General features: G+C 71.0%; 22 protein-coding genes and 1 pseudogene. 12 read left to right on the top strand and 11 right to left on the bottom strand.

All coding sequences use genetic code 11. From position 1 onward, the window contains the following. The first annotated feature begins 50 nt into the window (after positions 1-50). Genes urtC through FV560_RS18560 form a run of 10 tightly spaced genes read left to right on the top strand, consistent with a single transcriptional unit; the run spans position 51 to position 8,296 of the window. A complete protein-coding gene (urtC, locus tag FV560_RS18515) occupies positions 51-1,136 on the top strand; it encodes an urea ABC transporter permease subunit UrtC (RefSeq protein ID WP_159623178.1) in 1,086 nt (361 codons plus the stop codon). Beyond that, positions 1,133-1,954: an urea ABC transporter ATP-binding protein UrtD gene (gene urtD, locus FV560_RS18520; RefSeq protein WP_235020220.1), complete on the top strand. Its 822-nt coding sequence runs from the start codon at positions 1,133-1,135 to the stop codon at positions 1,952-1,954. The genes urtC and urtD overlap by 4 nt, the downstream gene beginning before the upstream one ends. Further along, on the top strand, positions 1,954-2,649 hold the full coding sequence (locus FV560_RS18525) for an ATP-binding cassette domain-containing protein (RefSeq protein ID WP_159623180.1): 696 nt from the start codon (positions 1,954-1,956) through the stop codon (positions 2,647-2,649). The genes urtD and FV560_RS18525 overlap by 1 nt, the downstream gene beginning before the upstream one ends. A 28-nt stretch (positions 2,650-2,677) precedes the next feature. Further along, positions 2,678-2,980: an urease subunit gamma gene (locus FV560_RS18530; RefSeq protein WP_159623182.1), complete on the top strand. Its 303-nt coding sequence runs from the start codon at positions 2,678-2,680 to the stop codon at positions 2,978-2,980. 8 nt (positions 2,981-2,988) lie between these two features. Continuing rightward, positions 2,989-3,330 (top strand): urease subunit beta, encoded by a 342-nt coding sequence (ureB, locus tag FV560_RS18535; RefSeq protein ID WP_159623184.1) that lies wholly within the window; start codon positions 2,989-2,991, stop codon positions 3,328-3,330. After that, positions 3,330-5,033, top strand: a complete 1,704-nt coding sequence (locus FV560_RS18540) for an urease subunit alpha (RefSeq protein ID WP_159623187.1) — start codon at positions 3,330-3,332, stop codon at positions 5,031-5,033. The genes ureB and FV560_RS18540 overlap by 1 nt, the downstream gene beginning before the upstream one ends. Continuing rightward, positions 5,033-5,728 (top strand): urease accessory protein UreF, encoded by a 696-nt coding sequence (locus FV560_RS18545; RefSeq protein ID WP_159623189.1) that lies wholly within the window; start codon positions 5,033-5,035, stop codon positions 5,726-5,728. Before FV560_RS18540 ends, FV560_RS18545 begins: the two co-directional genes overlap by 1 nt. Continuing rightward, on the top strand, positions 5,721-6,461 hold the full coding sequence (gene ureG / locus FV560_RS18550) for an urease accessory protein UreG (protein WP_159623191.1): 741 nt from the start codon (positions 5,721-5,723) through the stop codon (positions 6,459-6,461). The genes FV560_RS18545 and ureG overlap by 8 nt, the downstream gene beginning before the upstream one ends. After that, positions 6,433-7,251: an urease accessory protein UreD gene (locus FV560_RS18555; RefSeq protein ID WP_159623193.1), complete on the top strand. Its 819-nt coding sequence runs from the start codon at positions 6,433-6,435 to the stop codon at positions 7,249-7,251. Before ureG ends, FV560_RS18555 begins: the two co-directional genes overlap by 29 nt. 40 nt (positions 7,252-7,291) lie before the next feature. Beyond that, entirely contained in the window at positions 7,292-8,296 is a 1,005-nt protein-coding gene (locus FV560_RS18560; RefSeq protein WP_159623195.1) for a HoxN/HupN/NixA family nickel/cobalt transporter, read from the top strand. Here FV560_RS18560 and FV560_RS18565 read toward each other — a convergent pair. Then, positions 8,240-8,641 (bottom strand): MarR family winged helix-turn-helix transcriptional regulator, encoded by a 402-nt coding sequence (locus FV560_RS18565; RefSeq protein WP_159623197.1) that lies wholly within the window; start codon positions 8,639-8,641, stop codon positions 8,240-8,242. The genes FV560_RS18560 and FV560_RS18565 overlap by 57 nt on opposite strands. 89 nt (positions 8,642-8,730) lie before the next feature. On the opposite strand from FV560_RS18565, the gene FV560_RS18570 reads away from it, so the two are divergent. Then, positions 8,731-9,786: a substrate-binding domain-containing protein gene (locus FV560_RS18570; RefSeq protein WP_159623199.1), complete on the top strand. Its 1,056-nt coding sequence runs from the start codon at positions 8,731-8,733 to the stop codon at positions 9,784-9,786. Here FV560_RS18570 and FV560_RS18575 read toward each other — a convergent pair. Further along, positions 9,735-11,882 (bottom strand): hypothetical protein, encoded by a 2,148-nt coding sequence (locus FV560_RS18575; RefSeq protein WP_159623201.1) that lies wholly within the window; start codon positions 11,880-11,882, stop codon positions 9,735-9,737. The genes FV560_RS18570 and FV560_RS18575 overlap by 52 nt on opposite strands. A gap of 126 nt (positions 11,883-12,008) precedes the next feature. On the opposite strand from FV560_RS18575, the gene FV560_RS18580 reads away from it, so the two are divergent. Next, the gene (locus FV560_RS18580) at positions 12,009-12,980 is read left to right on the top strand and encodes a hypothetical protein (RefSeq protein WP_159623203.1); all 972 of its coding nucleotides are present in this window, start codon (positions 12,009-12,011) and stop codon (positions 12,978-12,980) included. Between the two features lie 13 nt (positions 12,981-12,993). On the opposite strand, the gene FV560_RS18585 is transcribed toward FV560_RS18580, so the two are convergent. From FV560_RS18585 to FV560_RS20435, 9 genes and pseudogenes are all read right to left on the bottom strand, one after another. Further along, complete coding sequence (locus tag FV560_RS18585) at positions 12,994-14,304, bottom strand: glutamate-1-semialdehyde 2,1-aminomutase (protein ID WP_159623205.1); 1,311 nt, start codon at positions 14,302-14,304, stop codon at positions 12,994-12,996. Between the two features lie 18 nt (positions 14,305-14,322). Beyond that, positions 14,323-15,297, bottom strand: coding sequence for a porphobilinogen synthase (gene hemB, locus FV560_RS18590; protein WP_159623207.1), 975 nt, complete (start codon positions 15,295-15,297; stop codon positions 14,323-14,325). After that, a complete protein-coding gene (locus tag FV560_RS18595) occupies positions 15,294-16,019 on the bottom strand; it encodes a uroporphyrinogen-III synthase (RefSeq protein ID WP_159623209.1) in 726 nt (241 codons plus the stop codon). The genes hemB and FV560_RS18595 overlap by 4 nt, the downstream gene beginning before the upstream one ends. After that, positions 16,012-16,932 carry a hydroxymethylbilane synthase gene (gene hemC / locus FV560_RS18600; protein WP_159623211.1) on the bottom strand — a complete coding sequence of 307 codons (921 nt, stop codon included), beginning with the start codon at positions 16,930-16,932 and terminating at the stop codon, positions 16,012-16,014. Before hemC ends, FV560_RS18595 begins: the two co-directional genes overlap by 8 nt. Continuing rightward, complete coding sequence (locus tag FV560_RS18605; RefSeq protein ID WP_235020223.1) at positions 16,929-18,116, bottom strand: ferrochelatase; 1,188 nt, start codon at positions 18,114-18,116, stop codon at positions 16,929-16,931. The genes hemC and FV560_RS18605 overlap by 4 nt, the downstream gene beginning before the upstream one ends. Positions 18,117-18,133: 17 nt before the next feature. Then, positions 18,134-18,820: a hydrogen peroxide-dependent heme synthase gene (gene hemQ / locus FV560_RS18610; protein WP_159623215.1), complete on the bottom strand. Its 687-nt coding sequence runs from the start codon at positions 18,818-18,820 to the stop codon at positions 18,134-18,136. A gap of 67 nt (positions 18,821-18,887) precedes the next feature. Then, a complete protein-coding gene (locus FV560_RS18615) occupies positions 18,888-20,264 on the bottom strand; it encodes a protoporphyrinogen/coproporphyrinogen oxidase (protein WP_159623217.1) in 1,377 nt (458 codons plus the stop codon). After that, entirely contained in the window at positions 20,261-21,310 is a 1,050-nt protein-coding gene (gene hemE / locus FV560_RS18620) for a uroporphyrinogen decarboxylase (RefSeq protein WP_159623219.1), read from the bottom strand. The genes FV560_RS18615 and hemE overlap by 4 nt, the downstream gene beginning before the upstream one ends. 118 nt (positions 21,311-21,428) lie before the next feature. Beyond that, a pseudogene (locus tag FV560_RS20435) lies at positions 21,429-21,813 on the bottom strand (hypothetical protein); the annotation flags it as partial.

Raw genomic sequence — 21,813 nt, forward strand, 5'->3', positions numbered from 1 at the left:
GAGGTGCACCGCAACGAGGCACCGCAGCCCTCACGCGAAAGGGGTACAGCATGATCCGCACCCTCACCACCGGCCGCACCGGCCCGCTGATCCTGCTCGCGATCGCGGCGATCCTGCTGTTCGCCGTCGCGCCGATCGCCCTGTCACCCTTCCGGCTCAGCCTGCTCGCACGTTTCCTGTGCGTGGCTATGGTGGCGGTCGGAATCGGCCTGGCCTGGGGGCGCGGCGGACTGCTCACCCTCGGTCAGGGCCTGTACTTCGGCCTGGGTGCCTACGTGATGGCGATGCACCTCAAGCTCGCCGATGCCGGCCCGGGTGGAGTCCCGGATTTCATGACCCTGTACGGCACCGGTGAGGTGCCCTGGTGGTGGGAGCCGATGCGCTCGCCGGTGGTGACGCTCGTGTTGATCGTGCTCGTGCCGGCCACCCTCGCCGCTGCTCTGGGGTGGGCCATCTTCACCCGCCGGGTCCGCGGGGCCTACTTCGCCATCCTCTCCCAGGCTCTCGCAGCGGCATTCGCGATCCTGCTCATCGGCCAGCAGCAGACCACCGGTGGCACGAACGGCCTGAACGGCTTTCGGGCCTTCTTCGGTTACGACCTGACCGACCCGGTGAACCAGCGGATGCTGTTCTTCATCGCGGCCGGTGTGCTGCTGGTGATGGTGGTGATCGCCCGCCAGCTGATGGTCTCGCGGTTCGGCGAACTGCTGGTCGCGGTCCGGGACGCGGAGGACCGGGTGCGCTTCCTGGGCTACGACCCGGCCGCGGTGAAGACCATCGTCTACGTCCTGGCGGCGGTGATGGCCGCCGTCGGTGGCGCGCTTTTCGTCCCGATCGTGGGCATCATCTCGCCAACTGACATCGGCGTGGTCCCCTCGATCGGCTTCCTCATCGGGGTCGCGATCGGCGGCCGCGCCACCCTGCTCGGCCCGGTGCTGGGGTCGATCGCGGTGAGCTGGGCGGAGACCTCGGTGGCCGAGCAGTTCCCCTCCGCGTGGACGTACTTCCAGGGTGCGCTGTTCCTCGGCGTCATCGCCTTCCTCCCGGGCGGGCTGGCCTCGATCGTCCGACGGCGACGCGCAGCACCGGTCACTGAGCCAGAACCGGACCCACGACCGGAAGGGAGAACCCTGTGAGCGACGCCACCGGCGAGGAGATCGACCTCGCGAGCGCCGAGGCACTGCTCGGCACCGACACCGACAGGTTCCGCCACGACTACCTCGAGATCCGTGGCCTGCGCGTCGCCTTCGGAGGATTCGTGGCCGTCCGTGATGTCGACCTGACGGTCACCCAGGGCGACCTGCACTTCCTCATCGGCCCGAACGGGGCCGGGAAGACCACGCTCATCGATGCCGTCACGGGCCTGGTCAGCGCTACCGGATCCGCTCGATTCGGCGGAACCGAGTTGCTGGGCCGCGGCACACACCGGATTGCGCGAGAAGGCGTGGGACGCACTTTCCAGACCGCCAGCGTGTTCGAAGAGCTCACCGTGCTGCAGAACCTGGACATCGCCGCCGGTGCGCGCCGCGGGCCGATGGCGTTGCTGCGTCGCCGCCGGGACACTCCGGAAGCCGTCGAGCAGGCGCTGGAGATGACCGGTCTGGCCTCGCACCGCCACACCGCGGCGGGTGTGCTGGCGCATGGCCAGAAGCAGTGGCTCGAGATCGGGATGCTGCTGGTTCAGGATGCCCACCTACTGCTGCTGGACGAACCTGTCGCCGGCATGACTCACGCCGAGCGGGAGGAGACGGGCGAGTTGCTGCGTCGCATCGGCTCACAGCGGGTGGTCGTGGTGGTCGAGCACGATATGGAGTTCCTACGCTCGTTCGCGGACTCGGTGACGGTCATGCATCAGGGCCAGGTGCTCGCCGAAGGCACGGTCGCCGAGGTGCAGCAGGATCCGGCCGTCGTCGAGGTCTACCTGGGCGACCCGGCAGCGGAAGGGAAACAGTGATGCTGGAGTTGACCGGTGTGAACACCGGATATGGGCGCACCGACGTCGTCCACGACGTCAGCCTCACCGTCACCGACGGCGGCCTCACCTCGGTGCTGGGTCACAACGGCGCCGGCAAGACCACGCTGCTACGCGCTGTGCTCGGACTGCTCCCGGTGCGGCGGGGGACAGTTCAGCTCGCCGGCACGGATGTGACCAACTGGCCCACACACCGCCGGATCCGGCGCGGCATCGCCTACGTCCCGCAGGGGCAGCAGTCCTTCGGGCAGCTGACGGCGCGCGAGAACCTGCAGGTGGTGGCCGACGCCTACGGGGCGGCCGGTCGGCGTCGCACGGACGAGGCGCTGGATCTCTTCCCGGTGCTCGGTCCGCTGTTGTCCCGGCAGGCGGGCCTGCTCTCGGGCGGTCAGCGCCAGCAACTCGCCATTGCCCGCGCCTTGGTGACCGGTCCACAGCTGCTCCTGCTGGATGAACCCACGGAGGGAATCCAGCCGAACGTGGTCCGCGAGATTTACGCGGCCATCAGCGCACTCAGGGCCGACACCGATCTCTCGGTGTTGCTCGTCGAGCAACACATCGGCTACGCCGTCGAGCACGCCGAGGAGTATCTGGTGATGGCCTCCGGCCGGCTCACCCACCGCGCTCCCGGCGGCGCCGAGGCGATCGACGGCGCTCGGGGAGCGATGGCGCTGTGAGCACACGAGCGACCCGGAAGGCGGCACGGTGCACCTGACACCGGCAGACACCGAGAAGCTGCTGCTCGCCGTGGCCGGGATGATCGCCCGCGACCGGCTAAGTCGGGGCGTCCGGCTCAATCATCCGGAGACCGTCGCGCTGCTGTCGACCTGGGTGCTCGAACGGGCTCGGGAGGGCGCAGACGTGGCCACCCTCATGTCGGAGGGCCGGCAGGTGCTGACCCGGGAGCACGTGATGGACGGGGTGGCAGAGATGCTCACCGATGTCCAGGTCGAGGCCACCTTCCCGGACGGGCGCAAGCTCGTCACCCTGCATCATCCGATTCCCTAGGAGGCCCCTTGTCCAGCCACGGCTCCTCCGGCCCCGGCGCCGTCCGCGTGGCCCCCGGAACGATCGAGCTCAATGCCGACCGGACCCCCGCCGAACGACTGCTGCTGGTGGTCACCAACAGCGGCGACCGCCCGGTGCAGGTCGGCTCGCACATCCACCTCCCGGACGCCAACGCCGCCCTCCGGTTCGACCGGGCAGCTGCACACGGTTTCCGGTTGGACGTCCCGGCGGGGACGTCGCAGCGCTTCGAGCCAGGAGTGAGCCGCGAAGTTTCCCTGGTAGCGCTGCGCGGCAACCGGCGCGTCCCGGGAGTCCAACGGGGCAAGACCGATGACGGGCAGGTGGGCTGATGGTGCGCATCGATCGCGAGCGCTACGCCGCCCTGTACGGTCCCAGCGCCGGCGACCAGGTGCGCCTGGGTGACACAGACCTATGGATCGAGATCACCGAGGACCACTGCATCGGCGGTGACGAAGCCGTCTTCGGCGGCGGGAAGAGCATCCGGGAGTCGATGGCCCAGTCGACCCGGACCCGCGCCGAGGGTGCCCTCGACACGGTGGTGACGGGCGCCGTCGTGCTCGACTGGTGGGGCGTCATCCGCGCCGATGTGGGCCTACGGGAGGGACGGATCGTCGCGATCGGCCGGGCCGGGAACCCTGACATCGCCGACGGCGTCCATCCCGACCTCGTCATCGGACCCTCCACCGACGTCATCTCCGGCGAGGGACGCATCCTCACCGCAGGCGGGTTCGATCCGCATGTGCACCTGCTGTCCCCCTCTGCCCTGCACGAGGCACTTGCCACCGGCCTGACCACCGTGGCCGGTGGCGGCACAGGCCCGTCCGAGGGGTCGAAGGCCACCACGGTCACGCCCGGCGCCTGGCACCTGCGGCAGATGCTGCGTGCCCTCGATCCGCTGCCGTTGAACGTGTTGCTGCTCGGTAAGGGCAACACCGTCAGCAGCGAGTCCCTCGCCGAGCAGGCGCTCGCCGGCGCGGGCGGGTTGAAGGTGCACGAGGACTGGGGCTCGACCCCCGCCGCGATCGATGCCTCGCTCCGGGCGGCGCAGGAGTGGGGGCTGCAGGTGGCGCTCCACTCGGACTCCCTGAACGAGGCAGGGTTCGTCCAGTCGACGATCGATGCCATCGGTGGACGCAGCATCCACGCCTATCACGTGGAGGGCGCCGGGGGCGGGCATGCGCCCGACATCCTCACCATCGCCTCGCTCGAGCACGTGATCCCCGGGTCGACGAACCCGACGCTGCCGCACACGGTGAACACGGTGGCCGAGCATCTGGACATGCTGATGGTCTGCCACCACCTCAACCCGTCGGTCCCCGAGGATCTGGCATTCGCGGAGTCCCGCATCCGGGCGAGCACCATCGCCGCCGAGGACATCCTGCACGACATGGGCGCCATCTCCATCACCTCCTCCGATGCGCAGGCGATGGGGCGGATCGGGGAGGTCATCACCCGCACCTGGCAGGTGGCGCATGTGATGAAGCACCGCCGCGGTCCGCTAAGCAGCACCGAGCCCGCCGACAACGAGCGTGCGCGGCGCTACGTCGCCAAATACACGATCAACCCGGCCGTTGCGCACGGCGTGGACGCGCAGATCGGGTCGATCGAGCCGGGCAAGCTCGCCGACCTGGTGCTGTGGGACCCGCGCTTCTTCGGTGTCCGACCCGAGCTGGTGATCAAGGGCGGTGCGATCGCGTGGGCCGCCCTCGGCGATCCGAACGCCTCCATCCCCACTCCGCAGCCGGTGCTGCAGCGCCCTGCCTTCGGGGATGCCACCGCAGCCGATACCTCGGTGGCGTTCGTCTCCCCCGCAGCGATCGCGGACGGGCTCGCCGATCGGCTGGGCCTGCGCCGCCGCCTCGCACCCATCTCCGCCACCCGCGAGGTCGGCAAGTCGGATATGCGCAACAACGACGCCCTCCCCCGGATTGACATCAGGCCCGATACCTTCGAGATCCGGATCGACGGCGACCTGGTGGAACCGGCACCGGCCGCCGCACTGCCCCTGTCGCAGCTGTACTCGATGTTCTGATGTCAGCACCACACCCGTTCTCGGTGGCGATGCTGCTCGCCGATGCCCGCCTGCCCGGGGGCGGTCATGCGCACTCGGCAGGTCTGGAGCCGGCGCTGCTGGCGGGGATGGCGCCGGCGGACGTACCGGTCTGGCTCCGGGGGCGTGCCCGCACGGTCAGCCTCGTCGAGGCCGGGACGGCGGTGGTGACGGCACACCTGCTCAGCCACCCGCCCGTGGGGACGAGTGCGCAGACACACCTGTCCGCCGTCGTGGACGCCTGGGCGGCCCGCACGCCCTCAGCTGCGCTGCGGGAGGCCGCACACCTGCTGGGACGCGGCTACCGGCGGGTGGCCCGTTCCCTGTGGTCGCACCGCCCGCCGGTACAAGCGCTGGAAGCGTGGACGGGCCCTCTTCCCCGGGCCGTGGTGCTGGGGGCGATCGCAGCGGCGGCCGGTCTGCGGAGCGAGGACGTGGTCCGGCTCACCGTCTACGAGGATGCACAGACTGCCGCGGCCGCCCTGCTCAAACTCGAACCGTTGGATCCGCTCGCGCCCGCGCAGTGGGTTCTCGAGGCATGCGCTGCCGCGGAGCCGCACGTGCTCCGCGTCGCTGCATGCCTGACCCCGGAGGACATCCCGGCCTCCGGTGCCCCGCAAAATGAGGGCTGGGCCGAGGCCCACGCCCTCCTGACCCAGAGGTTGTTCCGTGCCTGATCTCCCTCAGAATCCTGACACCACGACCACCCGCCCGCTGCGGCTGGGCGTCGCCGGCCCCGTCGGCGTCGGCAAGTCCTCGCTCATCGCGACGATCTGCCGAGCTCTGGCCGAGGAGTTGGAGATCGGGGTGATCACCAACGACATCTACACCGACGAGGACGCCCGTTTCCTCCGGTCGGCCGGTGTGCTCGAACCCGAACGGATCCGCGCGGTGGAGACCGGCGCCTGCCCCCACACAGCCATCCGGGACGACGTCACCGCCAATCTGCTCGCTGCCGAGGATCTCGCCGAGGACTTCGCCCCGCTGGACCTCGTGGTGATCGAATCCGGCGGGGACAACCTCACCGCGACCTTCTCCCCCGCGCTCGTGGACGCGCAGATCTTCGTGCTGGACGTGGCCGGCGGCGGTGATGTGGCCCGCAAGGGTGGGCCGGGGATCGGGCGTGCCGATCTGCTCGTGGTCAACAAGACCGATCTGGCCCCGTACGTCGGCGTCGACGTGGAACAGATGGTGCGCGACGCCACGGCCGCCCGGGACGGGCGCGCCGTGATCGCCCTCTCGCGCACCGACGAGGCATCCGTGACGGCCCTGCGCTCCTGGGTGCTCGGGGTGCTCGGGCACTACCGGGACGGCGTCCACGTCGCTCAGGACCCGGGGCCGATGGCCCCGCACTTCCACGCCGAGGGCGAGGAGCACGACCATGAGCATGAGCACAGCCACGCGCACTGAGCCGCTGACGACGTCCGTCTCGGTCGAGGCGCCCACCGCTCCCGGTGCTCCGGTCCAGGTCCGCACCACCGACGGGCTGCTCGCCGTACGCACGGTGCGGCGCGACCGAGTGGTAGCCGAGGTGGCGCTGGTCGCCACCGGGGCCGTCCTCCTCGGGGGCGACCACGTGGTGGTGCGGGTGAGCGTGGCGGACGGCTGCGCCCTGACGATCACCGACGTCGGCGGAACGGTCGCGTACGACGCCGACGGCGTCCCCAGCCTCTGGGACATCATCGTCACCCTCGGACACGGTTCCCAGTTGTCCTGGCTCGGGCTGCCGTTCGTGGTCGCCGAGGGCGCCGATGTGACACGGTCGACGACAGTACGAGCCGAGGCTGGGGCACAACTGGCACTGCGCGAGACGATCGCGTGGGGCCGGGCGGGCGAGCGGGGAGGGCACGCGCTGCTGCGCACCGAGGTCCATGACGCGCGCGGTCCGGTCGTGGTGGAAGAGATCCGGGCGTCCGGTCATGAGCAGGTACCTGGCGTCCTGGGGGCGGCGCGCGTCCTCGACACCGCCCTGGTTCTCGGTGAGCTCCCCGATCCCGGCGAGGTGGCGCTCGGGGATCTCTGCGCAGGCGGGTCCGGTGGTACGTACTGGGCACGGGCGGCACGTGCAGCGCTCTGGGACCTCGCTGCCGGTGCTCATCCTGACCTCACGGCACTGCGGCCTGCGCGCGGTGGCCTCCTACTGCGGTGGCTCGGCCCGGCAGCCCACCTCAGCCCGCTGGAGCGGGCGCTTGAGCGTTGACTACGAGTTCCCCCAACCCATCCAGACCCGAAGGAGCACCATGTCTGTCACGACCCGAGCCACCCGACCCGCGCGCGCGGTCCCGATCGTGGTGGCACTGCATGTGCTCGGCATCGGTGGGCTGGCCCTCGCGCCGGCCTTCCACGGCGGTTCCGTCGCGGTGCTCACCGGCCTCGGGCTGGCCGCCTACGGTCTCGGCCTGAGGCACGCGTTCGACCCCGACCACATCGCCACGATCGACAACACCACCAGACGATTGGTGCGCACCGGTGCAGACTCCCGCGGGGTCGGGCTGTGGTTCTCACTCGGTCACTCGACCGTGGTCATCGTCGCTGCGCTGCTGCTCGCACTCGGGGTGCGCACACTGGCACCGATGCTCGACGATGACTCCTCGGTGCTACGCGAGGTGACCGGGGTCTGGGGGCCGCTGGTGGCCAGCAGCTTCCTGTTGGTGATCGCTGCCATCAACCTGGTGTTGCTCCGGCGCGCGCTACGCGGTTCTGACCCGGCGTCTCCCCTGGTCCACCATCGCGCCGGTGGACCGGTGACGTGGTTGCTGCGGCGGTTCGAGTGGGCCACGGACCGGCCGGGCCGGATGTACGGCGTCGGGGTGCTGTTCGGGCTCGGGTTCGACACGGCGACCTCGATCGGCCTGCTTGCGATCTCGGCGACCGCCTCGCTGAACCACGAGTCATGGTTGGCCGCAGTTCCACTGGCACTCCTGTTCGCGGCCGGCATGTCCGCGCTGGACTCCGCTCAGGGAGCGGTGGCACGGCGGGTGTACCGGTGGACGCCCGCAGCGACCGGCGGCGACAGGTGGCAGGTCCGCTATGACGTGCTCGTCACTGCGGTCTCAGCGCTGACGGCCCTCGGAATCGCCATCATCACACTCGTCCAGGTGGTCGCTGAGCGCGCGCCGGCCTTCGCCGGCATTCCCGGGGCGTCAGCCAACCTCGATCCGTACGGGATCGTACTGACAGTCGTGCTGCTAGTCGCCTGGGGCGTCGGGATGCTCGTGCTGCGCCAGCAGCACCGTCAGGCGTGAGAGCAGGTCTCGGCCGCGGGAGGAGATGTAGACACGGATGACGCGCCGGTCGAGCCCGTCGACCTCGCGGTAGATCAGCGCCTGGGTCACCAGTGCATCGACCCGGCGACCGAGGGTGGCCTTGTCGATGACGGTGATCTCCCGCAGCTCGCTCATCGTCAGGCCGTCGCCGTCTTCGAGGCTGTCCAGCACGAGCCACTCGTCCAGGGTGAATCCCTCGCCGCGCAGGGCCTCCGCCGCTCCGCGCGCGGCTCGGCGAGCGCCGAGTACCGATTCGCGCAGCACGGCAGCAGCCATCGCCGACTCGACATCGGTGGTTGCCGACTGGCCCGCCGTCCGCATCATGACCCCTTACTCTCGCTGCCGACAGTCTACAAGTACGATCGTCGCCACCGCAGGCCGGCTGAGCCGGTCCCCACCACGGATGGGGAGTGATGTCGGACTTCGTGATCGGTGCCCTGTTGCACTTCCAGGGACCGGGAGGGATCTACGGGCCCTCCTGCCAGTCGGTGACCGAGCTCGCCATCGCCGAGATCAACGCGACCGGGGGGATCCTGGGCAGACGGACCCGAGTCGAACTCTTCGACGCGGGTCTGCCACCTGCCGTCCTGCGCCAGCATCTCGGTCAGGCCCTCGACGCCGGGCGGCTCGACGCCCTCACGGGCTGGCACACCTCGGCGGTGCGCAACGCCGTCGTTCCGGTGGTCCAGCGGCGGGTACCCTACGTCTATCCCGCCGCCTACGAGGGTTCCGAGAACCGCTCGGGACTGTACGTGACGGGCGAGGTGCCCTCTGCTCAACTCTTCCCGGCGATCCGGCAGCTCCGGTCCGAGCGCTCCACCCGCCGGTGGTTCGTCGTCGGAGACGACTACGCCTGGCCCCGGGGGACGTTCCAGGTGCTGTCCCAGCAGATCGCCGACCTGGACGCGGAGTTCGCCGGCGCCCGGTTCCTCCCCGCCGACGGGGCAGGCGCCGCCGAGATCACGCGGGTACTCGACGCGATCGAGTCCACCCGCGCCGACGGTGTGCTGATGCTGATGGTCGGCCAGAACGGGGTCCGCTTCAATCGCGCCTTCGCCCGGCGGGGGCTGCACGAGCGGGCGATCCGGCTGAGCACGTTGATGGAGGAGAATATGTTGCTCGGCAGTGGCCTGGCCGGCACCGCCGACCTGTTTTCAGCCGGTGGCTGGTTCCGCAGCCTGGCCACCGGAGAGGCCCTCGATCTCATCGGGCGCTACACCGCCCATCACGGCACCCATGCTCCCGCCGTCGGTGCCGCCGCGGAGGCGTGCTATGAGGGGGTCTTCGCCCTCCGGTCGCTCGTGCAGCGAGCCGGGAGCGCGTCCGTACACGCCACCGACCGTTCGGTGGACGGGCTGGTGTACGAGGGCCCACGTGGGCCGGTGCAGTTCACCGGTAATCACGCGAGCCAACGCCTCTACCTTGCACGCGCCAATGGCGTCGACTTCGACCTGGTGGACGAGCTCTGACCTCGATACCGGAACCACGCCCAAACCGCCACCGAGGCCAACCCGAAGGCACCGAATGCCGCGCCCCACACCAGCGCTGCACCGGTCGCCTCCTGCCACGAGCCCGGCAGCGGCGCCACCGCGAGGAGGAACACGACGATGACCGCCGCGTACAGGCCCACCCACACCCGACGGGACCATCGCACGATCCGCTGCCCGTCAAGGAAGGTCATGGGCAGGAGCGCCACCACGCAATAGCCGACCGCCCCGGTGAGCAGGGTGGTCAGGTACTCGCGCAGCAACTCGGTCCCGAACCCTGTGGATGCTGAGGCGATCATGCCGTACCCGAGCCAGGCCAGCACACCGACGGCGATGAAGGCGCCACAGACGGCAGCGGACAGCTTGCCGCGCTGCTGCCTGGTCAGCGAACCGGCGAATGTCGTCATGATCAGTACGCCGAAGATGATCGCCGGCTGGAGGCCGAACAGGCGTGAGACCAGTGCGCTTGCGGCAGTCAGCAGAATGAAGCCGGGCATCAGAGTGAGCCGCGGGTGCGCCTCGTACCGCGTGCCGAGCCACCAGCCGAGCGCGACGCCGAGGCCGTTCGTCGTGGCAAAGGCGAGGAACATGGCCAGCCAGAGCCGGGCCATGACTCCCGCACCACCAGAGTCTCCCTTCGCGAGGACAGCCACCAGCGCGCCCGCAGCGAGCACGGCACCCGCCGCGGCCCACGCGGGGAGCCTGACCCGGTCGAGCCACCGAGCTCCTCGGCGACGCAGGCCCGCCAGGAACGCGAACGCCTGGGTGTAGTTGCTGCGGAGAGTCGCGTGCAGGAGCTCCGAGGGCAGGGCCACCAGCAGGAGGAACCCGGCGGCGGTCAGGGCCGCCCCACCGAGGACGACTGGCTCAGTCACAACCTCCGACGCGGTGGTCAACGTGTGACCGTAGGTGGACGGCGGAGGCGGGCCGGCACCAGGAGGTCCGGTGGCGGTCGTCTGCCCCGCAGCCATCCCCGCCGCACCGCCACTATCGGGCGGCGGCGGAGCTGACTCGTCGTCACCGGGATCTTGCGACGGCTGTGGGTCCGGGACGGCGTCGGCAGTCGGCGTGGGCGTGGGCGTCAGGGTGGGCGCGGGCACTGGCGGTGACTCCGGCACGGCCACAGGCGGCGCCACGGGGCCCGCAGGCGATGGTGGAGGCGAGGGCGCCGGTGAGGCACTGGGCTGTGGGGAGGGCGAGGGCTGTGGGCCGGGACTGGGATCGGGTGAGGGACTGGGATCGGGCGAAGGGTCCGCCGTCGGCTCTGGATCAGGAGTGGGCTCAGGCTCAGGCTCCGGTTCCGGTTGCTCGACGAAGATCCACCTGAATCCCGAGGCGATCGGGTACTCGGTCCCTGCCGGGTCGCCGTCGATCGGGACGTGCCGGACGCTGTAGACGTGGGCACCGGCATCGAGACTGCTGGTGTCGACGTCGCACGACCACTGTGGCTGCGACCAGGCGAGGTCGGTGCAGACCGGCTCGGCACCGTCCGGAACCGTTGCGGACACCAACTGGTCGTCGTAGACCTCGACCCCCATCCCCTCGAATCGTGTGCCGCCGAGTGCGACCCGCTCACCGTCGGAGTCGACGTTGCGGGAGTCGACCTCGGGTGAGCCCAGCGTGCGCAGGATGCCGAGCGACGCCATCGCCTCGCTGTCACTCGCGCCCGGGACGACCATCTCGGCCATCAGCCCGTACAACGTCGGCATCGGTCCCTGATCCCGGGCGTCGTACCGGCACGTCCAGCGGTCCTGGTCCGGCTCGTACGTCCAGGACTCGCAGATCGTCACCGTGCTCCCATCGAGCGCGATGCCCGAGACGCGGACGAAGAACTCCTGCACCGCGCTGGCATCACCGGTGAATGAGTACGTGGGGCGTGAGCCCGGGTCCGAGGGCAGCACGAAGTAGTCGCCCCACGGCCCTTGGACCGCATAGTCAGGAACATCCGCTGTCAGCGACGGCTCGTCCGGTGTCTGGGCCTGCGCGGGGACGGCGGACGAGACAGCCAACGTGGTTCCCAGCACCAGGCAGGCGATGGCGAGCAGGGCCACACGGCACACCTGCGCCCATCGTTCCATCAGCGCCTCCCCCGAGGTCCGGACCACTCCGCACGACGGTACCGGCCACTTCATGGACGCGATCGGCCGATGGCCTACAGTGGCCACACATGGGCCGGCGACCAGCGTTCAACGATGGGGGGCCAGATGGCGCTCTCTGAGGAACTGACCCGCCTGTTGGCAGCGGCGTTGTCGATCCGAGCCCCTGACGCCGCGCACCTGGCTGAGGTGACCGGGCAGAAGCTGGAGGACGTCTCGGCGGGTCTGGATGCGCTCCGGCGACGGGGTTTCCTCGATCTCACCGACGGGTCGGTGACCTACCGTCGGCCCGAAGTGCCGGTCAGCCAGGAGGTCGGCCAGGACCTGCAGACGATGATCAGGGCGCTCCAGCAGACCACTGCGGGACTGAATGCGGCCCTCGGCACGCTCCCGCAGCTCATGCAGGCGTGGGAGGCCGGCGGTGCCGATGAGCGCACGATCGCCGCTGACGTCACCCGCGGCCCGGATGCGGCGGCAGAGGCGTGGCTCCTCCACTTCACACGAGACACGCCCACCCGGTGTGATCTGTGTCTGCCGGATGTCGCCCGTGTCCTGGCACAGCGCCCCACCGAGCGTCCCGTCGCGGACTGGACCAGCACCGCCATGACCGACCTGGGCGTCCGGCTGGTGGTGAGCCGGGCAGACGCGAACGACAAGCGGATACGCCCCGCGCTCGAGCGGATGCTCGAACAGGGCGCCGAGGTCCGCTCCCACCCGGATCCGCCCAGCATGTTCTGGGTGTCCGACAACGCCGTGGCGGGCTTGCCGGCGGCGTGGGGTGAGCCCTGGCCGTCACGGGTGGTGACGGTCCGCTCGGCTCCTGTCGCCGAGAGTGTGGCGGCGCTCTTCGCGACAACCTGGCACGCCGCCACTCCCCTCTCACGAGAGCAACGATCCTGGGATCCGATGCTCGTACTGATGAACCAGGGAATGACGATGGAGGCGGCGGCCGCGCGGTTGGGGATGGCGCAGCGGACCGCTCGCCGCCGGGTGGCCGATGCCATGGCGTACTTCGGCGTCTCCAGTCACTTCGCCCTCGGCGCCGCCTGGGGTCGGGCGCGGGCGGAGGACGCCCGGTAGCAGCCCGCGATTCTCAGGCCGGCGGCTGAGCCTCCGCCGCTGCTGTGGCCGCGGCCGGGAGCGCGTCGAGGATACGCTGCACCGCCACGTCGTCATGCGCGGCCGAGACGAACCACGCCTCGAAGGCCGACGGCGGAAGGCTCACCCCGGCCTCGAGCATCGCGCGGAAGAACGGCGGATAGCGCCAGGACTGGGACGCCTGCACCTCGGCGTAGTCGCGCGGGTTCTCCCCCTGCCAGCCACAGTCGGCGGAGGAGCCGAACGCGAACGAGAACAGCGTCCCGGCTCGTTGCACGGCCACCGGAACGCCTTCGGCCGCGAGCGCCTGCTCCACGGCTGCCGACACCACATCAGCCACGTGCTGCACCCTCGCGTAGACGGCCGCATCGGCGAGCCGCAGTGTGGCGAGCCCGGCGGCCACGGCCACCGGGTTCCCGGAGAGAGTCCCCGCCTGATACACGGGGCCGGTGGGGGCCAGCGCCCGCATCACCTCGGCCCGTCCGGCCAGGGCAGCGACCGGCATCCCGCCGCCGATGACCTTGCCGAAGGCGAGCAGGTCCGGCGTCCAGTCGCCCTCGACGCCCCACCAGCCGGAAGATCCAGCCCGGAACCCGGTGAGCACCTCATCGGCGATGAACAGCGCACCGTCTGCGCGTGCAAGCTCCGCCACCGCGGCGTTGAACCCCGGCTCGGGTGCCACCACTCCCATGTTCGCGGCGGCGGCCTCGGTGATCACGGCCGCGATCTGCCCCGGGTGGGCATCGAATGCGGCACGCACAGCGTCGAGGTCGTTGTAGGGCAGCACGATGGTCTGCGCGGCGAACGCGGCCGGCACCCCGGCCGAGCCGGGCAGGGAGAGCGTCGCGACGCCGGAGCCTGCGTCGGCGAGCAGACCGTCGGAGTGCCCGTGGTAGTGCCCGGCGAACTTGATGATCAGGTCCCGGCCGGTCACCCCACGCGCCAGACGCAACGCCGTCATCGTCGCCTCGGTACCTGTAGAAACCAACCTGACCAGTTCCGCGACCGGCACCCGGTCGCGGATGGTCTCGGCCAGCTCGACCTCGGCGAGGGTCGGTGCCCCGAACGACAACCCGCGTGCGGCAGCCTCCTGCACGGCGGCCACCACCTGCGGGTGGGCGTGCCCGAGGATCGCCGGCCCCCAGGATCCGACGAGGTCGACGTACTCGGTCTCGCCGGAGTAGACGTACGGCCCTGCGGCGCGGTCGAGGAAGACCGGGTCACCGCCGACGCTCGCGAACGCCCGCACCGGTGAGTTCACGCCACCGGGGATCACACCGGCGGCACGGTCAAACACGGACGTCATCACAGGTCCTCCTGGTCTTCACAGTTCCTCGTTGCGCAGTCGCTGGGCGAGCTCGATCGCCCAGTAGGTCAGCAACGCCTCGGCTCCGGCACGCCGGATCGCCAGCACGCTCTCGGCGATCACGGCATCCCGGTCGAGCCAGCCCTGCGCGGCAGCGGCCTCCACCATCGCGTACTCCCCGGAGACCTGATAGGCCCACACGGGCACCTCACTGACGGCAGTGACGTCAGCGAGCACGTCCAGATAGGACGAGGCGGGCTTGACCATCACGACGTCCGCACCTTCGGCGATGTCGAGCTCGGCCTCGCGCAGGCCTTCGCGGCGATTCCCGGCGTCGAGCTGATACGTGCGCCGGTCGCCGGTGAGCTGGGAATCGACGGCCTCACGGAACGGTCCGTAGTAGGCGGAGGCGTACTTGGCGGCATAGCCGAGCAGCGCCACGTCGGTGAACCCCTCGCCGTCGAGGGCGTCCCGCACGTGGGCGACCTGGCCGTCCATCATCCCGCTCAGGCCCAGCAGCGCCGATCCGGCCCGTGCCTGGGCGAGTGCCATCTCGGCGTACCGGGCGAGCGTGGCGTCGTTGTCCACCCGGCCCTGCTCATCCAGCACACCGCAGTGCCCGTGGTCGGTGAACTCGTCCAGGCACAGGTCGGTCTGCACCACCAGCGCGTCACCGACCTCGGCCACGGCCACCTCGGCGGCGGCGTTGAGGATGCCGGCCGGGTCGGTCGCGCCACTGCCCACCGCGTCCCGCTCGGCGGGCACCCCGAACAGCATCACGCCACCGACTCCGGCGCCTGCGGCCTCCACGAGGGCGCCGCGGAAGGAGTCCATCGAGTGCTGGGCTACACCGGGCATCGAGTCGATCGGCCGTGGATCATCGCCCTCGCGGACGAACATGGGCAGCACCAGCTCGCTGGCGTGCAGCCGGGTCTGGCGCACCAAGCGGCGCATCGCCGGGCTCTGGCGCAGCCGGCGGGGGCGGGTTCTCATGACTTCTCCTCCTGTGCTGCGGCCAGGGCGTCCAGCATCGCGGCCAGCGTGCGTTCGCCGGCCTCGGCCGTCACCGTCAGTCCGGCCTCACGGGCCTCACCGGTGGTCACCGGCCCGATGCTCACGACCACCGTACTCGCCGGGGGGTTCAGCGCCGCGAGCGCCCGCGCCACGGACCCGCTCGTGACCAGCACGGCATCGGCGCGCCCCGACTGCACAGCCGCCGCATCGCCCGCGCTCACCGGGGCCGCTGTGGTCCGATAGCCGACGACGTCCCTCACCTCGCACCCTCGCCCCGCCAGACCGTCGGCGAGGGTGGCACGGGCCAGGTCCGAGCGCAGGAGCAGCACCCTTCCACCGCCCGAGGGCCACACCTGCAGCAGTCCGGTGGCCGAGTAGGTGTGCTCGGGCACGAGGTCGACGGCGATCCCCGCCTCCCGCAGCGTGCTCGCCGTGGCGGGGCCCACGGCCGCGACCTTGGCCCGGATGCGCCAGTCCCGCACGAGGTCCACGGTGGCGGCGGACGTCACCACGAGCCAGTCCACCTCACCGGCGGCCAATACCGAACGGGCGGCCTCGACCTCGGGACTGTTCACCGGTGTGGTGTGCAGCAGCGGCACCACCCAGGGTGTCCCACCGCGTGCTCGAACCGCGCCGGCGGCACGGTCACCCCAGGCACCGCCACGGGGCAGCAGCACCGTTCCTGACACAGGCTCAGTCATGAATCCAGTCGGCCGCACCATCGGCGAGCAGCCGTCGCGCGACGTCGGCACCGGCCGCGACCGCCTCGGCGGGTTCCACCTCGGCTGAGGCCTCGAGTACCTCTCCCCCGCCCGGGCGGTAGGCGAGGGCCCGGACGGTGAGGCGCGGGCCCGGGGTACCTACGCCGTCGGAGATCGAAGCATGTGCGGCCACGGGCGCCGCACAGCCGGCCTCCAAGGTGGCCAGGACGGAACGTTCCGCCTGCGCGCAGGCCCAGGTGCCGCCGTCGTGAATCTGCGCCAGCGCCTCCCGCAACGGCGCATCTTGCGACGATCGGATCTCGACGGCCAGCACCCCCTGCCCCGGTGCAGTAGGCCAGTCGAGGGTCTCGGTGATCACCTCGTCCAGCCCGAGACGGTGCAGCCCAGCGGCGGCCAGCACCACCGCGTCCAGCTCACCCGAAGTGACGAACGCGAGTCGCGTACCCACGTTCCCGCGGATGTCGACGACCTCCAGGTCGGGGCGCACGGTACGCAGCTGCGCCACCCGGCGTGGTGAGCCGGTGCCCACCCGGGCCCCGGCCGGCAACTCGGCCAACGCGAGACCGTCGCGGGCGCAGAGAGCGTCACGGTGGTCCTCGCGCACCGGGCTGGCCACCACCTCCAGACCCGGGTGCGGCGCGGTCGGGAGATCCTTGTAGGAGTGCACCACCAGGTCGCACTCCTCGGCGAGCAGAGCCGTGCGCAGCCGGGCGGCGAACACGCCGGTGCCGCCGAGGCTGGCGAGGGAAGCACGGGTGACATCGCCGTCGCTGGTCATCGGCACCAGCTCACAGTTCACCCCGACGCCGACCAGTGCATCCGCCACGGTGCCGGCCTGGGTGCGGGCCAGGTCGGAGGCGCGGGTGCCGAGCCTGAGCGTCCCGTGTGTCATGGCGCCAGCCCCGCCACCGCGGGCCGGAACCCACGGCGCACGTTCTCGCAGCATCCGGGCCGGCACACGTCATACCAGGGGCCCAGCGCAGTCTTCGCCGGCCGCTGCTCGACCGGGCTGCCCTGCAACCGTTCGACCACCAGGTCCACCAGACCGGCCACGAACGCCGGATGCACGCCCGGAGTGGCCACACGCACCGCGGCCAGACCATGCTCACCGGCGGTCTCCATCGCCTCGTTGTCGAGGTCCCAGAGCACTTCCATGTGATCGGAGAGGAAACCGAGCGGCACGATCACCACACCGTCCCTCCCGTTGCCCGGGAGCGCGGCAATCGCGTCGTTCACGTCGGGCTCGAGCCACGGCTGGCTCGGCGGACCGGAGCGGGACTGGTAGACCAACTGCCACGGCACGTCCTGGGCGCCGACCGCCTCCATGATGACCTCGGCGACGGCCTGGTGCTGGGCCGCGTACGCCCCACCCTCACCGAGACCAAGGTGGGCGGGCCCGGAACGCTGAGCATCCGCCGTCGGGATGGAATGCGTGGCAAAAAGCACCTCGACGTTCCCGGCGCCCTGCTCGCGCAACTGAGCGAGACCGCTGGCGACCGCATCGCAGAACGGGGTGACGAAGCCGGGGTGGTCGAAGAACTGGCGCACCTTGTCGACCTCGAGCTCACCGCCCAGGCCGGTGGCCTCGAGCGCGTCGGCGATGTCCTCACGGTACTGGCGGCAGCTGGAGTAGGAGGAGTAGGCGCTGGTGGCGATGGCGAGCAGGCGGCGGTGGCCGGCGGCGTGCGCCTCGCGGAGAGCGTCGGGCAGGTAGGGGTCCCAGTTGCGGTTGCCCCAGTAGACCGGCACCTCGATTCCGCGGGCAGTCAGTTCAGCCGCGAGGGCGGCCTTGAGCTGGCGGTTGTGGTCGTTGATGGGACTCACGCCGCCGAAGTGGCGGTAGTGGTGGGCCACCTCTTCCAGGCGTTCGTCCGGGATGCCGCGGCCGGCGGTCACATTACGCAGGAACGGGATGACGTCGTCCTGTCCCTCAGGTCCCCCGAACCCCGCGAGGAGGATGGCGTCGTAGCCGACCGGCTCGCTCACGTACTCGGGGCCTTGAGCGGCCGCCGGGGTGGCCGCGGGCACGAGCGCTCCCGGCGCGAGATAGGCATCGGTGGCCGGTGGTGGTTTGATCCCCGTGCCTGGGCCGCTCACGAGAGCACCTCCACCAGCTCGGCCGCGCTCACCCGGCGTCCGGTGTAGAACGGCACTTCCTCGCGCACGTGCATCCTGGCCTCGGTGTAGCGCAGGTCGCGCATGAGGTCCACCAGCTCGGTCAGCTCATCGGCTTCGAGCGCCAGAACCCACTCGTAGTCACCGAGCGAGAAGGCAGCGACGGTGTTGGCGAGCACGCCGCGGAAGGCGGCGCCGCGGCGGCCGTGGTCGGCGAGCATGGCGCGCCGCTCGTCCTCGGGCAGCAGGTACCACTCGTAGGAGCGCACGAACGGGTAGATCGTGAGCCACTCCTTCGGCTCCTTGCCGCGCAGGAAGGCCGGTACGTGCCGGGCGTTGAACTCCGCCTCGCGGTGGATGCCCATGAGGTTGAAGGTGGGCAGCAGGGCTCCGAGCACGCGGGTGCGGCGCAGCGTGCGCCAGGCCGCCTGCAGATCCTCGGCACGGTCGCCGTGCAGCCAGACCATCGCGTCGGAGTCGGCCTTGAAGCCGGAGACGTCGTACAGCCCGCGCACGGTCACCCCGTCGGTGGCGGTCAGGGCGTTCTCGAGTTCGGTGACGGCCTCGTTCCCTGCGCCCTCCCCGGTGCGGCGGTGCGGGTCCTGCCGGAGCACGGTCCAGAGTGTGTAGCCGTGCGGTTGCGCCTCAGTCTGTGCCTCATCCACCCGATCAGCGTAAACCGGCACGGTGGTGACGATTTGCGACTAGGTGTCAGTTAGCGGCGAGGGAACCTCAGGTGGCCGCGGCCGCTCCCGCCGCCTGCGCGTGCGGTACCACCGAGGCCAGGCCTGATCCGCAGATCCACGCGCCTGTCAGATGTAGATTCCCGACGGCGTCGCTCGCCTCCCGCAGTGGCCTGACACGTTGTGATGTCTCCCACCCCAGCACGGGAGCGGGCGGGGTCAGGCGGGTGTGGGCGACTGCCTCGAGTGCGTGATCGGGCCAGGGGGTGCCGGCACCGGTGAGTCGTGCAGCGTCGCCTAGCGCAAGTTCGCGCCGTGCCGCTGCGTCACTGGCGCGCGTGCCGGTGCCGTAGGAGAGACGCACGACGGCGCGGTCGGGCCCGGCCGCACGCTGCACCCACTCCCATTTGGCGCTGGCATAGGTGAGTGCCTTGGCGCCCTGCCCGGGGTCGGCGACGAGCGTGCCGGCCCACTCGTGCGGCGGGAGGGCATCGGCGCGCAGCACGAGGGTGAGCAGGTCGATCTGCTGCGGCGGGGGCCAGTCGGCGCCCAGCCGGGTGAGGTCAGCAGGCAACTCAGGCCACGTGTGGGGGGCGGCCGCCAGCACGAGGGAGGCCGCCTGGAGGTGGCGAGCTGCGCCGTCGGGAGTGGCGACGGTCAGTGACCATCCGCCCGGCGTGCGACGTGCTGCCAGGGCGCGGGACGCCGTCATGAGGGTCACGCCGCGGGCGATGAGGTCGTTGGCGAGCGCTCCGGTGAGGCGGTGCACGCCTCCGTCGATGCCGGCGACGGCGCTGCCTGCCGGGGAGGCGGCACGGATGTCGGCAAGGGCACCGGCCAGGGATCCGTGCGTGGCCAGGCGGTCACCGATGCCGGGCAGCAGTACCTCCGCGCGCAACTCCTCCGGCTCCACGGAGTGCACACCACGCACGATGGGCCGCACGAGCCGGTCCAGTACGGCTGCCCCCATACGCGATCGGACCAGGGCGGCGAGGGAGGCGCGGGCGGTGTCACGGCCATGGGTGACGGGGAGGGTGAGGTCCTCGCGGGCGCGCGCCAGGCCGTCGGTACCGAGCACCTCGGCGAGTCCTGGGGCGTCGAGGTCGGTGGGGATGCCGAGGACTCCGGCGCGTGGCAAGGAGTGGAGGGTGCCGTCGATGAGCACGCGGGCGGGCACGGGTGTGGGCGTCACCACGTCGAGCCCGAGCTCATCGGCGAGGGAGGCGACATGTCCGCCGCGGGTGGCGAAGCTCTCGGCACCGGAGTCGAGGGTGAGGCCCGCGAGGTCATGGTGGCCGACGAGACCGCCGAGGTGGTCGGCCGCTTCCAGCAGCGTGACCGTGGCGCCGGCAGCGGTGGCGGCGCGAGCAGAGACCAGGCCGGCCACTCCCCCGCCGATCACGGCGACATCGACGGCACTGGTCATTGCTGGTGGACCCACTCGACGAGGCGGGTGAGCACATCCGGGTCGGTCGTGGGCGGGACGCCGTGACCGAGGTTGAGCACGTGGGCGGGGGCGGCGCGACCGGCGGCGAGCACGTCCGCGGTGTGTGCGGTGAGCGCCTCCCACGGTGCGGCGAGGAGTGCGGGGTCGATGTTGCCCTGCAGCGGCACCTCGGGGATCGCGGCGGCTGCCTGGTCGAGCGGGGTGCGCCAGTCCACGCCGACGACGTCGACGCCAACCTCGTGCATGGCGCCGAGCAGGTGGCCGGTTCCGACGCCGAAGTGGACGGTGGGTACGTCCAGGCCCCGGACCCTCCGGAGCGCGCGGGCGGAGTAGGGGGCGACGTGGGCCTGGTAGTCGGCCAGGGAGAGGCCGCCGGCCCAGGAGTCGAAGAGCTGCGCGGCCGAGGCACCGGCCATCACCTGGGCGTGCAGGAACTCCCCGGTCAGGTCGGCGAGCCAGGTCATCAGGTCCGCCCAGACCTCGGGCTGGGCGTGCATGAGCGTGCGGGCGGCGAGCTGGTCCTTGGACGGGCCGCCCTCGACGAGGTAGGCCGCGAGGGTGAAGGGGGCCCCGGCGAACCCGATCAGCGGGGTGGACCCGAGCTCGGCGGTCAGTCGCTGCACGGCGGTGGTGATCGGGGTGAGGTCGTCGAGGGTTCGTTCCCGCAGGGCGGCGACATCGGCGGCGGTGCGGATCGGGTGCTCGATCACGGGTCCCTTGCCGGGCACGATGTCCACATCGACGCCGGCGACCTTCAGCGGCACCACGATGTCGCTGAAGAAGATGGCTGCGTCCACGCTGTGGCGGCGGACGGGCTGCAGGGTGATCTCGGTGACGAGGTCGGGATCGAGGCAGGCATCCAACATCCGAGTGCCGGTGCGCAGGTCGCGGTACTCGGGCAGGGAGCGCCCGGCCTGCCGTTGGAACCAGACCGGTGTGGTCGCGAGGCGCTGGCCACGGTAGGCACGGATAAGAGGCGCGTCAGCCGTACGGCTGTGGAGCGGGTGCTGCTCAGGAAGGGTCACGCGCTCGATTCTGACATCGTCGGGCGGACCGTCTGCACCGCGTGGGCTCCGGGTGACGATCACGGCATGCCGATATCCCTGTCGACGGTGGGTGTCGGCGGGGTTCGGGGCGGGGTGGTCAGAAGGGTGGTGGGTCGGTGCTACTGGAACTGTCGGTGTCGATGGGCCTCGACGTCGTGCCAGGGCTGGCGGGCACGCCAGCGTTGCTCACGGGCGGCTCAGCATCAAGACCTGGATCGGTGCCAGAACCGGTGCCAGAACCGGTGCCAGGACTGGTGCCGGGAGGCGGCTCTACTGCCGCTGGCCGCGCCTGGCGGTGGCGGCGGGTGGGCATGGCCCGGGCGTTGGCTCTCATCGAGGCGATCGCGACGCGGCGGGTCTTGATGACCGGCTGACCCGGGGTACTGATGACACCGGGGAGTACGAACGTGCCCGCCGGGGCCACCAGATACGCCACCCGATCAGGCCCGGTCCAGTAATACATCCCCGGGCAGAGCAGCTCA

Source organism: Ruania rhizosphaerae (genome assembly GCF_009805705.1).
GTDB lineage: Bacteria > Actinomycetota > Actinomycetes > Actinomycetales > Beutenbergiaceae > Ruania > Ruania rhizosphaerae.

Excerpts from the sequence above, each read along its gene's own strand:
- urtC (WP_159623178.1), top strand. The coding sequence starts at position 51 with ATGATCCGCACCCTCACCACCGGCCGCACCGGCCCGCTGATCCTGCTC.
- FV560_RS18525 (WP_159623180.1), top strand. The coding sequence starts at position 1,954 with ATGCTGGAGTTGACCGGTGTGAACACCGGATATGGGCGCACCGACGTC.
- FV560_RS18540 (WP_159623187.1), top strand. The coding sequence starts at position 3,330 with ATGGTGCGCATCGATCGCGAGCGCTACGCCGCCCTGTACGGTCCCAGC.
- FV560_RS18545 (WP_159623189.1), top strand. The coding sequence starts at position 5,033 with ATGTCAGCACCACACCCGTTCTCGGTGGCGATGCTGCTCGCCGATGCC.
- FV560_RS18555 (WP_159623193.1), top strand. The coding sequence starts at position 6,433 with ATGAGCATGAGCACAGCCACGCGCACTGAGCCGCTGACGACGTCCGTC.
- FV560_RS18560 (WP_159623195.1), top strand. The coding sequence starts at position 7,292 with ATGTCTGTCACGACCCGAGCCACCCGACCCGCGCGCGCGGTCCCGATC.
- FV560_RS18565 (WP_159623197.1), bottom strand. The coding sequence starts at position 8,641 with ATGATGCGGACGGCGGGCCAGTCGGCAACCACCGATGTCGAGTCGGCG.
- FV560_RS18570 (WP_159623199.1), top strand. The coding sequence starts at position 8,731 with ATGTCGGACTTCGTGATCGGTGCCCTGTTGCACTTCCAGGGACCGGGA.
- FV560_RS18575 (WP_159623201.1), bottom strand. The coding sequence starts at position 11,882 with ATGGAACGATGGGCGCAGGTGTGCCGTGTGGCCCTGCTCGCCATCGCC.
- FV560_RS18580 (WP_159623203.1), top strand. The coding sequence starts at position 12,009 with ATGGCGCTCTCTGAGGAACTGACCCGCCTGTTGGCAGCGGCGTTGTCG.
- FV560_RS18585 (WP_159623205.1), bottom strand. The coding sequence starts at position 14,304 with ATGACGTCCGTGTTTGACCGTGCCGCCGGTGTGATCCCCGGTGGCGTG.
- hemB (WP_159623207.1), bottom strand. The coding sequence starts at position 15,297 with ATGAGAACCCGCCCCCGCCGGCTGCGCCAGAGCCCGGCGATGCGCCGC.
- FV560_RS18595 (WP_159623209.1), bottom strand. The coding sequence starts at position 16,019 with ATGACTGAGCCTGTGTCAGGAACGGTGCTGCTGCCCCGTGGCGGTGCC.
- hemC (WP_159623211.1), bottom strand. The coding sequence starts at position 16,932 with ATGACACACGGGACGCTCAGGCTCGGCACCCGCGCCTCCGACCTGGCC.
- FV560_RS18615 (WP_159623217.1), bottom strand. The coding sequence starts at position 20,264 with ATGACCAGTGCCGTCGATGTCGCCGTGATCGGCGGGGGAGTGGCCGGC.